Consider the following 12,930-nt stretch of genomic DNA (forward strand, 5'->3'; position numbering starts at 1 on the left):
TCCATCCGAGCGAAAACGGGCCCGCCGGTTACTGCCAGAACCGCTTCGCGAACCGCGAGAGAAAGCCCTCGTCGGGCGTCGTCACGTCGTCCCAGAGGGTAAACGCCTCGGCCACGTCGGCGGCCTCGCTGGCGACGTGGTCCTCCTTCTCGGGGACCACGACGACGAGGTTCACCTCGTAGTGGCCGTGATAGCCGAACTTCAGGAGAGTCCGATCGCGAAAGTCCCCAACGAACGCGCGGACGTCGTCGGAGAGTTCGTCCGCGACGAGGACGAACGAGAAGTCCGTCCCGAAGTGTTCCTCGTCGGGGACGACCCGCTCGTCCGCGAGGTCGTGGCCCAGATCGACGAGTCGCTCGAGTTCCGCGACCGTCGGACGGGACTCCCGACGGGCAAAGAGATACTCCTCGGCCTCGTGGTCGGCGTAGGACAGCGCCGGGTGGAAGAACTGTTTCTGGCTGCGGACCCGCAGCTTCCCGTAGAGGTTCCAGCGCTCGCCGCCGGCCCGGTGGTCCTTCTCGAGGTCGTAGTTGTACAGCAGTCGGTCGGACACCCGGTCGAGGTACTCGTCCTCCCAGTCGGGGACCGCCTCGCGGATTTCGGCCGGCAGTTCCGCCGGTGCCCGCTCGTCGCTCATCGCGCGGCGACGGGCCGCAGGCTGGTTCGGTCGCGATCCGGCGTCGGCACGGTTCCGGTCGAGTCCGTGACGGGGTTTCGCATACCACTCGTTGCGCTCGGAATATCAAATACCCGTCGGTGGACGGCGAGCCGGCGCTGCGGCGCTCGAGCGGTAGGCTTTAGCCGCCGGAGCTGTTTCTTCGTGTAAGAGGTTACCATGGGGAGCAAACGGACCGAAGCCTGTGGCCGGTGTTCGATGTCGACGGTCGTCGACGTCGCCTCGAGCGACGAGGACGACGGGGACGACGCTCGCGACCCGTTCGGCGAGGACGCGATCGAGGTCGACGACGAGACACTCCGGCGCGTCTCGCCGGGCGCGTGGATCGGCCGCGTGACCGATCGGATCGACGATCTCGGCCACCGGCTCATTTACGGCCGCTGACCAGCCCCGCCGGCTCCGCGAGCGAACGGGCCGACGGTCAGGACATCGTCACGAGATACGTCAGCGCGAACAGCAGTATCGCCGCCGTGGCGACATTGATGGGACTGAACTCGAGGACGTCCAGAAAGGACAGTCCCCAGACGACCGTCCAACCGAACAGCGTCGAGAGGACGGCGTTCATCACGAGCAGGACCCGCGGGTCGCCCTGCGAGGATGATACGCCGGCCTCGAACCCCTCGCGGTCGGAGTCCTCGTCGTTCATACAGGGAGACGGCGGCACCGCCACTTATAGCTTCGCCGGCGGGACCGCGTCGGACGGGCCGGAAACCGCACGGTCTAGCTCTTTGCCGCTCGAGTCCGAACGGCGGGTATGCAACTCCGTAATCGCGACGGCACGCCCGTCGATCCGGTCCCGTTCGGCGTCGTGGTCGGACTCGCGTTCATGGCCCTGCTGTCGTTCGGGCCGCTGTACGGACAGGCGCTGGGCCTGTCCCTCGAGGCGGCGATCTGGCTTTCGGCGGCAGTGTTCGTCGTCACCGCCGCCGGCGCCTTCTACCGGCAGATCTGGACCGCCCGGCCCGAACTCGACTGCGAGGTGGCGGCCGCGGTCCGCGCACGGCGGGTGTTCTATCTCATTCCGATCCTCGGAGCGCTGCTCGTCGCGCTGTCCGTGCCGCTCGTGGTCGGCTGAGACGGATCGCCCCGGATCGGTAGCGTACCCCGATCCGGGTCGTGCGTCTGTGACACACGGTCGCACGATATTAGTGGCCGCCGACCGAACGACCCCGTATGGGACTCATCGACTCGGTCAAAACGGCCCTCAGCTCGCCCGCGCCGAAAGAGCGGCCCGACGACGGCTCCACGGGAGCCTACTGGTGTGACGACTGCGCCGTCCGCATCAGGGATGTCGACCTCGAGGGGGAGCCGGTCTGCCCGGACTGCGGTTCGGAGATGCGCTTCGAGCGCGCGACCGGTCGCGACTGTGCGTGTTGAGACGGGGCCCGGTCACGGCTCACGGACGACGACGGCCGCCCCCTGCTCGTCGGGGAACGGCCCCTCGAGGGCGCCCTCCCACTCCGCGTCGGTGACCAGCGCGTCCTCGAGGCCCTTCCGCAGCGCCGCCTCGTCGTAGTCGGTGCCGATGAACACCAGTTCCGTCCGCCGGTCGCCGTGTTCGTCGTGCCACTCGAGATCGGGACGATTCGACCGGTACATGTCGCGCTCGACCGCGGGCAGGCTGGCGATCCAGGGACCCTGTGCGGTGGCCCGGACCGAGGGGCCGGCCCCCGCGATCGAGACCCGCATCTCGTTGTCGGCGAGCCACGCGGTCCCCTTCGAGCGGACGATCGACCGCGGCAGTTCGCGGAGGACGGCGGCGAACCGCTCGGGGTGAAACGGCCGCCGGGCCCGGTAGACGAACGAGGAGACGCCGTAGACTTCGTCGGGGTGGTGATGGCCGTGGTGGTCGTCGTGACGGCCGTCGCCCTCGTGGTCGGTGCCCTCGCCATCGGTCGACTCGAGTGCGCGCTTCCAGCCCGGCAGGTCGGTCACCCGATCCGGGTCGAACAGGCCGGCACCGAGCAGTCGGTCGGGATCGACCGCCGCAAACTCCGTGCGGATCGTCTCCGCGTCGGGCTGGAGCGCACCGACGAGTTCTTCGGCCTCCTCGAGTTCCGCCTCGCTACAGCGATCGGCCTTGTTGAGCAACACGAGGTTCGAGACCTCGACCTGCTCGACGAGCAGGTCAGAAAGGGGTCGGTCGTCTTCTTCGCCCCGGCGCTCGGGAGCGTCCGCGCCCGCGAAGGCCTCGAGGAACGCCGGCGTGTCGAGGACGGTCACGAGCGTGTCGACGTCGTACAGCGCCGCGACCCGGGATTCGGTCGTGAACAACCGTGCGACGGGTGCGGGCTCGGAGATCCCCGACGACTCGACGATCAGGTGATCGAACGAGCGATCGCGGGCCAGCCTGACCACGGCGGTCTCGAGGTCGTCCTGCAGTTCACAACAGATACAGCCGTTCGAGAGTTCCGCGACGCCGTCGTCGAGTTCGAGTTCCGATCCTTCGGCGACGAGATCGGCGTCGACGTTGACCTCGCCCATGTCGTTGACCAACACTGCAAGCGACCGGTCGCCGGCGTTCGACAGCAGATGGTTCAAAAGCGTCGTCTTCCCCGCCCCGAGACTGCCCGAGAGGATCGTGACGGGACGTCCGTCGTCCGTGTCCGTTCTCATAGCCGGATAACAGACGCCGGAACGTCTTGAAAGCGAGCCACGAGGGTTTTTAGCGTTCGATACACAGATACAGGCATGGACCTGGCCGACCGGATCGACGCGTTTCGCGAGACGCTCGAGGAGTGGCTCCGGGGGCTCTATCACGGGATGATCTCGCACCCAGCCTACGAGAAGATCGAGAAGGAAGCCGAGGACGCCGAGGACGCGTTCATCCTGGCGTGTTTCCCGGACGCCTTCGGCATCCCGTCGCCGGTCTCCTACTACACCGCCGAACTGCTACCCTATCTCGAGGACGAGTTCGAGGCCTGGGAGCGCCGGCTGTGGGACCGCGGCACGTACCTCGAACGAAAGGGTCAGCAGTACCACTTCTGATGGAACCGTTCGTCTTCTTCGGCGGCAAGGGCGGCGTCGGCAAAACGACGGTGTCGTGTGCCTACGGGCTCAGGTGCGCCCGCGACGGCCACCGAACCCTCGTCGTCTCGACCGACCCCGCCCACTCCGTCACGGACGTCTTCGACCAGCCGTTCGGGGACTCGCCGCGACCGGTCGAGGGGGTCGATCGACTCGAGGCCATGCAGATCGACCCCGAGGACGAGGTCACCCGGCACTTAGACGAGATTCGGCAGGACCTCTCCGAGCAGGTGTCGGCCTCGATGGTCAACGAGATCAACCGCCAGCTCGAGATGGCTCACGGGACGCCGGGGGCCTACGAGTCAGCGCTGTTCGACCGGTTCATCGAGGTGATGCGCACCGCCGACGACTACGACCGGGTCGTCTTCGACACCGCGCCCTCGGGCAGCACGCTCCGCCTGCTCGGGCTGCCGGACCTGCTCGAGGACTGGATCGACCGGCTGATGTACAAGCGCCGGACCAGCATCGACCTCTTCGAGAAGGCCGCCGTCGGCAACAACGAACCCCGCCGCGTGATGGAGGGCGACCCCGTTCTAGCGCGACTCGAGGAGCGCAAGTCCTTCTTCGAGTTCGCCGGGTCGGCGCTGCACGACGACGCCGCGTTCTTCCTCGTCCTCAACCCCGACGAACTGTCGGTCAACGAAACCCGCCGCTCGATCGCCGACATCCGCGAAAAGGACCTCGCCGTCCGTGGACTCGTCGCCAACAAGCTCACGCCGTCGCCGGACCCCGACGAGAACGGCCGGGGCGCACGCTACCTCCGCGAGCGGGTCGCGACGGAGGAGGAACGCCTCGAGACCATTCGGTCCGAGTTCGAGCCGCCGCTGGTCGCCGAAATCGGCTGGCGAAGTTCGGAGGTCAAAGGCGACCTACTCGACGACGTCGCCGCCGAACTCGATATCGCGACCGCGGTCGAGCCGCCGACGCACGTCTAGCCCCCGCTCGAGTCGACTGCGCGAATCTGATACGCCCATACATACCACCCCAGCGACGGAGGGAAACCCGTTTACGCTGGCCGCGCCACGGACGGATAATGAGTACGAGTTACCGAATCGGACTGGTCGGCAAACCGTCCGTCGGCAAGTCCTCTTTCTTCAACGCCGCGACGATGAACGACGTGCCCGAGGGGGCCTACCCGTTCACGACGATCGACCCCAGCGTCGGCGAGGCCTACGTCCGCGTCGACTGTGCGGCCCCCGAATTCGACGAGGAGTGTACGCCTAACATCGGCTACTGCGACCACGGGACGCGGTTCGTCCCCACGAAGCTCGTCGACGTCGCCGGGCTCATCCCCGGCGCACACGAGGGCAACGGGCTGGGCAATCAGTTCCTCTCCGACCTGAACGAGACCGACGTCCTCGTCCACGTCGTCGACTTCTCCGGACAAACCGACGCCGAAGGTGAACCAACCGAGGGCCACGACCCCCGTGACGACATCGACTTCCTCGAGGTGGAACTCGATCAATGGTATCTCGACGTCCTCGAGAAGGGGATCGAACGCTACGAATCGGGATACACGACCGAGGACGACGCCATCGAGGAGGAACTCGCCGAGCAGATGAGCGCGTTCAAGACCACCGACGACGAGATCAAGCGCCTGATCCGGCGGGTCGATGTCGGCTTCGAGCCCGAGGCGTGGGACGACGAGGACAAACTCGAGCTGGCCCGCGAGATCCGTAAGGAGACCAAGCCGATGGTCATCGCGGCGAACAAGATGGACACGCCCGAGGCACAGGAGAACTACGAGGCGATCGCGAACGATCCGGACTACGATCACCTGACGATCGTGCCCTGTAGTGCCCACGCCGAGAAGGCGCTGAAATCGGCCGACAAGGCCGGCGTCGTCGACTACCGGCCCGGCGACGACGACTTCGACATTACGGGCGACGTCTCCGGCGACCAGGAACAGGGACTCGAGCAGATCCGGGACTTCCTCGACGAGTTCGGCGCGACGGGCGTCCAGGCGGCACTCGAGACCGCGCTCTTCGACGTGCTGGGCGTGACGCCGGTGTTCCCCGGCGGCGCGAACGGGCTGGGCAACGAACGCGGCGAGGTGTTGCCCGACTGTTATCTGATCCCGCCGAACTCGACCGCGGAGGACTTCGCCTACAGCCTCCACTCGGACATCGGCGACGGGTTCCTGCACGCGATCGACTGTCGGACGAACCGTCAACTGGGCAAGGACTACGAGGTCGAGTCCCGGGACGTGATCGAAGTCATCACGACGAACTGACCGACCGCAGTTGGCGACTCCTGCGGGACCTTCCGCACGTCGCCGGCCCGGCCTGACCGGAAGAGCCCAGCATGCGTCCCCGTTCGGGGCGACTACGGACGACAGCAGAGCTGTCACGCACTTCCTGCCGACGACCGACCCGGCCAACGCTGCGGTCCGTCGAAGTACGACAAAAGATGCGGCGAGGTCAGTGGTACACGGCGCGGATCACTTACGGATAACCGCTGGAATCGTTACTCCCGCGATGGAACGACGTGACCGATCGAACCGCTGGTACCGTCGTACGAGAGCATCGCGTACCGGATTTCGTCGGCATCGACGGAAACGGTATCTCCCTGTTCGAACTCACCGTCGATTTCCTCGCCGAGGTCGATCTCGCTGAAGCCGTCTTCGGTCATGACCCGGAGGGTAAGCTCCGACGCGGCGACCGAATCGCCGCCGACGTGTTCGATCACGCCCTGATCCTCGTCGAACTCGAGTTCGATCCGCGGTCGCGGATGGGTTCCGCTGACACGGACATCGTCGTCACCCCAGACGACGGTGACATCCGATCCGGCCGCAACGTCGTCGACTTCGATCGTCGCCCCCGAAGAGACAGTGTCCGCCTCGTCGGCCCACTGCGTCTCGGTCGGCTCGTCGTCGATCAGCAGTTCGTACGCGTCGGCCGGGCGCTCGCCGTCCTCGAGTTCGAGCGTCGCCGAGAGCGTCTTGCGCTCGAAGTCATAGTCGAAGGCCACGGTCCCCGGCGGCCGGGCACGGAAGTGTGCGATACTGTCTTCCATCGTCGTTCCGTCCCAACAGACGAGAACGGTGTCACCCGGCCGAATGTCCTCGAGCGTCGTCCCGTCGCCCGAACGCATCGTTCCGGACCACGGCTGAGCGGTGGTTCGTGGCTCGACTTCCTCGTCAGGGGAATGGTACCACGGTCGTTCGTCGTAGACGGCGATGGAAACCCGCTCGCCCTCGAGCGGGAACTCGTCCGCGTACTCGACGGTGAGCGTTCCGGCGTCGACGTCGTAGTCGTATTCGAACTCGAATCGATCGAGGATCGACGTCCCGCTCGTGCTGCTCCCGGCCGCGTGGTCGTGGGTGAGGGTGATCGATAGGTTCGGCTCGACATCGTCCATGTCGATGACGATCGTATCTCCCTCTTCGAGGGTGCTGTGGCCGTTGGTCCAGATCTCGCGGTCGTACTCCTCGCCGCCCACCTCGAGCGTGAGATCCTCGACCGGGGTCGGATCGCCGCGTCCGATCTCGATCTCGAGTTGGTCGTCCTCGAGATCGATGTCCTCCTCGGGCCGGAGACTTCCCGGGCTCTCGTGGTCGTTGGCTTCCCGTTCGGCGGCGAGATCGCGCTCGGCGGTGATGGTGACGAGCGACCCGTCTCGTTCGACCGTCGGCTCGCCGGTGAGCGCCATGTAGCGCAACTCGCTCGTGAGCGTATCGACCAGTTCGTCGGTGACCTCCGTGGCGTCCTCGAAGGCGACGCCGATGTTCATCTCGAGGGTATCCGGATCGAGGACGGTCGTTGCTCGGGCACTGTATTCGATGGCGGCGGCGTCGGTGAAGTCGGGGAACTGATATCCCTCGCCGATCTGGACCGTGTAGTCGGCATGCTCCCCGTCGAAGAGGCCGAACGCCTCCTCGAGCAGGGGTTCGGCGTCCAGCAGTCGCTTGGCCTCGCCCGCGTTCGCCGCGAGGGCCTCGCCGATCCGCTCGTCGTTTTCGGCGGCGACGACGACCGTCTCGGTGACGGCGGCGACCATCTCATTGTCTTCGCGGCGCTCGTACTCGACGCCGCCGTCGGTCTCGCGAATGTCGCCGTCGTCCTCGAGTTCGAAGTCACCGGCGATGACGACGATCGGCATCGAGAACGCATCGTCGTCGGTCGCGTAGACGAACGCCTGCTTCGAGATCGACTCGGGATCGATCCCAAACCCGCTGCCCGTCGACATGTGTCCGTAGGGGTCGTTGGCCTTTCGCTGCTGCTCGAGATCCCTCGTCACAACTGCCATCGAGTCCGATTCGGCCGAGGCCGGGAAATAGTCGAAGAGGGAGTCGAACGCCGGCGAGCCGACATCGTTGGTGGACCGTCCGTCCGTCGCGCTGACAGCGTTTCCTGCCAGTGCGACGGTCATCGTCGTGCCGATACTGCCGAGGAGGGTTCGGCGGGGATACTGCGGCATACGATCCGATTTCGTTCCCCGCACCACAAGTAGGTTTTCATAACTTTCTGCGTTAGAAACAGGTTCGGTCGATCGGCCCCGATCGACGATTCCACCGCCCGGCGATCCAGTCCCGAGCCGTTACTCGAAACCGGTCTCGGCCGACTCGAGCAGATTCGTGAGTTCGCCCCGCCGTTTCCAGGCGGCGATCCGATCGCCGAACGGTAGGGGGGCGGCGAGTTCGACCGCCGAGCGGGCGGTGAGTCGGGTCCGACCGTGGTCGACGGGGTCGATCTCGAGCCACGTCTCCATCGCCGAAAAGGGGCCGCGCTCGCTCTCCTGTGTGTAGTAGATCGTCCCGTCGCGGTCCTCGAACCGCAGCGGCAGTTGCAGTCCCGGGCCGCTGGCGACGACGACCGTCGCCCCGTCCCGCTCCTCGACGCGTTCGATCGCGAAACTCCCCTCTGCCTCGACGATCGTCGCCGGCTCGAGCCACGCCGACAGCTCGGTCGGAGCCGCAGCGACGACTCCAGAGACCGTCACATCACGCATATCGGCCCCACGGACGGAACGGCCATAAACGTCGGTCGTCACGGACTTCACGTTCGGCTCGGGGCGTCTCGCTCGTTCCGTCGGTGTCTCAGCTCCCGTCGTGACCGAGTCCCGGCGAATCCGTACCGAGGCGACAAGTTCTCCTGCCGGGCCCGCTATGTCCCGGTAATGAGTCTGGGGCAGCCCTCCGCGTACCGCCCGACGAAACCCGACGTCGCGGTGTTCGTCTCCGGCGTCACCAGTATGGGTCTCGAGATCCTCGCGGGCCGGATCATCGCCCCGCAGTTCGGGAACAGCATCTACACGTGGGGGAGCATCATCACCGTCTTCCTCGCTGCACTGAGCCTGGGTTACTGGCAAGGTGGCAAACGTGCCGATACCGCCTCGAACGCGCGGATGAGCTGGCTCCTGCTGGGGACGGCCGGCTACGTCGCGATCGTCGTCTACGCCAGCGATCAACTCCTGCTCTCGGCGTCGACGCTGCCGCTTCCGGCCCGCTACGCCTCGCTGCCGGCGGTCCTGATCTTGTTCGGCCCGCCGACCTATCTGCTTGGCTTTATCAGTCCCTACTCGGCCGAACTCTCCGAGAAAGAAGGCACCGGCGAGGCGTCGGGCCACGTCTACGCGCTGGGCACCATCGGCAGCATCGTCGGCGCGGGCGCGACCACGTACTTCCTGATTCCGACGCTGGGAATCGACGCGATCGGGCTGCTGTTCGGGTTCATCCTCGTCGGCACCGCGTTCGGGCTGACCCTGCCGCGGGTCGCTCCCCGGCCCGCAGCCGCGAGCATCGGCATCGCCCTGCTGTTGGTCGTCGCCGGCGGCGTCGGTCCCGTCGCCTTTGACCACCGCGGCGACGTCGTCTACGAGACTCAGACGGCCTATCAGGAACTCGAGGTCATCGACGACGGCGACGTGCGAACGCTGTATCTCGACGGTGCGCGCCACAGCGCGATGGACCTCGAGGACCCGGACCGACACGTCTTCGAGTACACGCGGTACTTCCATCTGCCGATGCTGATGACCGACGACCCCGACGAGGTCGATGACGTGTTGTTCATCGGCGGGGGCGGCTACACCGGCCCGAAGGACTTCGAGCGGCGCTACGATGTCGATGTCGACGTCGTCGAACTCGACCCCGAGGTGACGCAGGCGGCCAAGGAGTACTTCCGCCTCGAGGAGGGCGAGAACATGACTGCCCACACCGAGGACGGCCGGATCTTCCTGCAGGAGACCGACGAGACCTACGACCTGATCGTCCTCGACGCTTACCAGAAGGATCAGGTTCCGATCCACCTCACGCAACTGGAATTCATGGAACTCGTCGAGGACCGACTCTCCGACGACGGGGTCTTCCTCGCGAACGTCATCGCCGCGCCCAGCGGGGCCGGCTCGGCGTTCTACCGGGCCCAATACAAGACCATCGACGAGGCGTTCCCCTCCACCTACAGCTTCCGGACCTCGAGTCTGGGCTCGGTCCAGAACATCGAGGTCGCCGCGACGAAGGCCGACACCGAGTTCACCGAAGACGACCTCGCGGCCCGCAACGAGCGCCGCGACCTGCCGATCGACCTGAGCGGCGAGGTCGACGCGTACATGGACGACCCGAACACCGACGACGTGCCGGTGTTGACCGAGGATCACGCGCCCGTCGACAACCTACAGGCGTCGACGATCGGCCAGGAGTACGTCATCGAGGAGACCGACGAGGACGAGGCGGAGCCGGAGCCCGCCTCGATCACGGTCGGGCCGGACCCGCTCGCGACGGCGCGGCCTGCGGCGGGGCTCGAGCAGATCCAGCAGACACACACTATAATTGAATGAACACAGTTTTGTGAGACTCCGGAGAGTATACATTCGGAGGCTATACTTTCGTAAAGACAGTAAAGTATAGCAATACTTTTTGAGTGCGAGATACTAGTATCCCGTGTAGGCACCGCCAATAGACCACGCCTACATCCGATACGATAAATCAGGATGGCTGGCCGCACCAGCGGCCAGTTAATTGCCGCCTGATTCCTCAGTCGAGGCGGCGACCGCGGCGGCGATAAGCGCCCAACCCAGCGCATTTCCCTGTGCCACCAGGGTCACACCGCCCGTCGCGAGCGCCGCGCGGACGTTTGGAGGCACGCTACTTCACCTCCTACCGACTCTCTTGTTTAGCCACGCAATTCGGTGATGCGTGGGTGGTCATCGACCACGCCAGTATGGTCGTGTAGTCGACATAAAAAGCCACCCTTTACGCGCGGGTGTCCAAGCCGAACCTAATCGGCGAGATCGTCGACCGAAAGCGGCGTCGCGGTCCGCCAGTAATGATCCAGCGAGTCCTCGGCCCACGCGCGGACGGCGTCGTCGTCGGTGTCGACGGAGGCCCGCAGGATGCCGTCCTCGTCGCGCAGGAGGAGGTAAACGAGGTCGTCGACGATCATGATCGCGATCGGAACGCCCTCCTCGCGGACCCTGATCTCGGCGTCCTCGGCCGTGAGCAGGGCCTCGAGCCGGTCGCGAAGCTCCGACTCCTCGGCGAGCGCCTCGATCGCGTTGCGGCCGAAGACGCCCCGAAAGCGCTGGTCGCCGCCGGTTACACGGTCGCTGACGACCTGTAGCGCCTGTCCGTTGAACGTGTGTGAAAACGTCCTGATTTCGTCGCCATCGCGGACGAACTCGAGCAGTCGCGAGAGCGGCGCGTTCGGCCGCGTCGCCGTCGGGACGGTGATCGTCGCATCCGAGAGCCGCCGGAGGTCGAAGTCCATCGCATGGGTCGGCAGGTAGTCGACGATGTCGCGGAGTCGCCCCTCAGTCTCGAGGATCTCCTGGAGGTCGGTGAATCCCTCCGCGACGAGTCGGCCAGTCGCTGTCGCGACGTACTCGCTGCCGTCGTGTCTGACCCACGACCGGTCCTCGAAGTCCCCGAGGATTCGGCCCAGCGTCGCCTGTGAGGCCCCGGTGGCGTCGGCCAGTTCCCTGCGGGTGTGTCGCCCCGCCGAGAGCAGGTCCAGCACCGCGACGCGGTTCTCCGAGAGTGCCAGGAACTCGATCTCCTCGAGCGCCGATTCCATACGTCACCTCTCCGGGCCGAGACCAAACCGTTTTCGCACCGTGAAAGGGTTTCACGGCCCGCGCGGGTGTCGCGTCGCCGGTCCCTTTCCCGGCCCGCCCACATTTCTTGCTCTGAAACCGTTTCTGAACGAAACTATATACCCGACGTTCGTACGTCCGTGTACGATGATCTCCACTCTTCACGCGTCGCCCGGGTCCGGGTCGGCGCATGCGGTTCGCACGGTGGTGACGACGCCGTGGTAGCGCGTCGTACTGCCGTCTTCTTCGCCCTCTCGAGCCTGTTTTTCGGCGGCACGTTCGTCGCCGCGAAAGCCGGGCTTGCGTACTTCCCGCCGCTGCTGTTCGTGGCGTTCCGATTCGACGTGGCCGCCGTCATCATGCTTGCCTACGTCGGGCTGACGACCTCGCGGGCGGACCTGTTTCCCCGGACCCGCGGCGACATCGGAGCGATCCTCGCGACCGGCGTTCTCGCGATCGGGCTGACCAACGCCTTGCTGTTCGTCGGCCAGCAGTACGTCACCAGCGCGGTGGCTTCGATCATGTACAGCCTCAACCCCATCATGACGCCGATCTTCGCCGCGTTCTTCCTCTCGGACGAGCGGCTCTCCGCCCGCGGCGCGGCCGGGATGGGACTTGGCCTGCTCGGCGTCGGTCTCGTGGTCAGTCCCGACCCCGCGAACCTGCTGGGCGGTGCCGTCGGCAAGGGGATCCTCTTCGTCGGCGCGATCGCCGCCGCGCTCGGGGCCGTGCTGATCCGTCGGGCGGACAGCGACCTCTCGAGTACGGTTCGGGTCGCCTGGGGGCTGCCATTCGCCGCGGCGCTGTGTCACCTGCTCGCCTGGACGGGCGGCGAGTCGGCGGCCGCGATCGACTGGACCGTCGAAGCGGTCGCGGCACTGGGGTACGTCAGCGTCTTCGCGGGCGTCCTCGCCTACATCGCCTACTTCGGCCTGATCGACGCGGCCGGCGCGATCCGCGCGAACCTGATCTTCTACGTCGTGCCCGTCGTCTCGACGCTGGGTGGCTGGGCGCTGCTTGGTGAGACGATCGACGCGCTGGCGGTCGCCGGCTTCCTGACGATCTTCGCCGGCTTCGCGGTGCTGGGCAGCAAGTCGGTCGATCTCCGCTCGCTGCGCGAGCGGCTCACCCCCGACCCGCGGCTGCCCGACGACGAAACCCCGGTCAGGGACGAACCCCGCGGCTACCGGTCGGACTGA

Annotated in this window: 15 protein-coding genes; 8 read left to right on the top strand and 7 right to left on the bottom strand. The window is 66.2% G+C overall.

The features are described 5' to 3' along the window. Positions 1-28: 28 nt before the first annotated feature. Positions 29-637, bottom strand: coding sequence for a hypothetical protein (locus ACERIM_RS18190; RefSeq protein WP_373633699.1), 609 nt, complete (start codon positions 635-637; stop codon positions 29-31). Positions 638-835: 198 nt separating this feature from the next. Between ACERIM_RS18190 and ACERIM_RS18195 the strand changes: the two genes are divergently transcribed. After that, the gene (locus ACERIM_RS18195) at positions 836-1,060 is read left to right on the top strand and encodes a hypothetical protein (protein ID WP_006179827.1); all 225 of its coding nucleotides are present in this window, start codon (positions 836-838) and stop codon (positions 1,058-1,060) included. Between the two features lie 37 nt (positions 1,061-1,097). Here the strand turns inward: ACERIM_RS18195 and ACERIM_RS18200 are convergent, their stop codons facing one another. Further along, positions 1,098-1,322: a hypothetical protein gene (locus ACERIM_RS18200; protein ID WP_006179828.1), complete on the bottom strand. Its 225-nt coding sequence runs from the start codon at positions 1,320-1,322 to the stop codon at positions 1,098-1,100. A 108-nt stretch (positions 1,323-1,430) separates the two neighbouring features. On the opposite strand from ACERIM_RS18200, the gene ACERIM_RS18205 reads away from it, so the two are divergent. Together ACERIM_RS18205 and ACERIM_RS18210 are read left to right on the top strand one after the other, a co-directional pair. After that, positions 1,431-1,751 (top strand): hypothetical protein, encoded by a 321-nt coding sequence (locus tag ACERIM_RS18205; protein ID WP_373633700.1) that lies wholly within the window; start codon positions 1,431-1,433, stop codon positions 1,749-1,751. Between the two features lie 98 nt (positions 1,752-1,849). Then, complete coding sequence (locus ACERIM_RS18210; protein ID WP_006179830.1) at positions 1,850-2,053, top strand: hypothetical protein; 204 nt, start codon at positions 1,850-1,852, stop codon at positions 2,051-2,053. Positions 2,054-2,065: 12 nt separating this feature from the next. Here the strand turns inward: ACERIM_RS18210 and ACERIM_RS18215 are convergent, their stop codons facing one another. After that, entirely contained in the window at positions 2,066-3,292 is a 1,227-nt protein-coding gene (locus tag ACERIM_RS18215; protein ID WP_373633701.1) for a GTP-binding protein, read from the bottom strand. A 75-nt stretch (positions 3,293-3,367) separates the two neighbouring features. Between ACERIM_RS18215 and ACERIM_RS18220 the strand changes: the two genes are divergently transcribed. The 3 genes from ACERIM_RS18220 to ACERIM_RS18230 all read left to right on the top strand — a co-directional run bounded on the left by ACERIM_RS18220 (position 3,368) and on the right by ACERIM_RS18230 (position 5,936). Continuing rightward, a complete protein-coding gene (locus ACERIM_RS18220; RefSeq protein ID WP_006179832.1) occupies positions 3,368-3,664 on the top strand; it encodes a hypothetical protein in 297 nt (98 codons plus the stop codon). Further along, positions 3,664-4,638, top strand: a complete 975-nt coding sequence (locus ACERIM_RS18225) for an ArsA family ATPase (protein WP_373633702.1) — start codon at positions 3,664-3,666, stop codon at positions 4,636-4,638. The genes ACERIM_RS18220 and ACERIM_RS18225 overlap by 1 nt, the downstream gene beginning before the upstream one ends. Before the next feature lie 98 nt (positions 4,639-4,736). Next, positions 4,737-5,936, top strand: a complete 1,200-nt coding sequence (locus ACERIM_RS18230; protein ID WP_373633703.1) for a redox-regulated ATPase YchF — start codon at positions 4,737-4,739, stop codon at positions 5,934-5,936. Between the two features lie 233 nt (positions 5,937-6,169). Here the strand turns inward: ACERIM_RS18230 and ACERIM_RS18235 are convergent, their stop codons facing one another. Further along, the gene (locus ACERIM_RS18235; protein WP_373633704.1) at positions 6,170-8,122 is read right to left on the bottom strand and encodes a hypothetical protein; all 1,953 of its coding nucleotides are present in this window, start codon (positions 8,120-8,122) and stop codon (positions 6,170-6,172) included. Positions 8,123-8,242: 120 nt separating this feature from the next. After that, complete coding sequence (locus ACERIM_RS18240) at positions 8,243-8,653, bottom strand: hypothetical protein (RefSeq protein ID WP_049905698.1); 411 nt, start codon at positions 8,651-8,653, stop codon at positions 8,243-8,245. Positions 8,654-8,821: 168 nt separating this feature from the next. Between ACERIM_RS18240 and ACERIM_RS18245 the strand changes: the two genes are divergently transcribed. After that, positions 8,822-10,477 carry a spermidine synthase gene (locus ACERIM_RS18245; RefSeq protein ID WP_373633705.1) on the top strand — a complete coding sequence of 552 codons (1,656 nt, stop codon included), beginning with the start codon at positions 8,822-8,824 and terminating at the stop codon, positions 10,475-10,477. 177 nt (positions 10,478-10,654) lie between these two features. On the opposite strand, the gene ACERIM_RS18250 is transcribed toward ACERIM_RS18245, so the two are convergent. Together ACERIM_RS18250 and ACERIM_RS18255 are read right to left on the bottom strand one after the other, a co-directional pair. Continuing rightward, the gene (locus tag ACERIM_RS18250; RefSeq protein WP_373633706.1) at positions 10,655-10,783 is read right to left on the bottom strand and encodes a hypothetical protein; all 129 of its coding nucleotides are present in this window, start codon (positions 10,781-10,783) and stop codon (positions 10,655-10,657) included. Positions 10,784-10,917: 134 nt separating this feature from the next. Beyond that, positions 10,918-11,712: a winged helix-turn-helix domain-containing protein gene (locus ACERIM_RS18255; RefSeq protein WP_006649551.1), complete on the bottom strand. Its 795-nt coding sequence runs from the start codon at positions 11,710-11,712 to the stop codon at positions 10,918-10,920. Between the two features lie 237 nt (positions 11,713-11,949). Here ACERIM_RS18255 and ACERIM_RS18260 point away from each other — a divergent pair, with 237 nt between their 5' ends. Continuing rightward, positions 11,950-12,930, top strand: coding sequence for a DMT family transporter (locus ACERIM_RS18260; protein WP_049966900.1), 981 nt, complete (start codon positions 11,950-11,952; stop codon positions 12,928-12,930).

It is taken from the genome of Natrinema sp. H-ect1 (genome assembly GCF_041821105.1).
In the GTDB taxonomy this organism is placed as follows: Archaea; Halobacteriota; Halobacteria; order Halobacteriales; family Natrialbaceae; genus Natrinema; species Natrinema thermotolerans.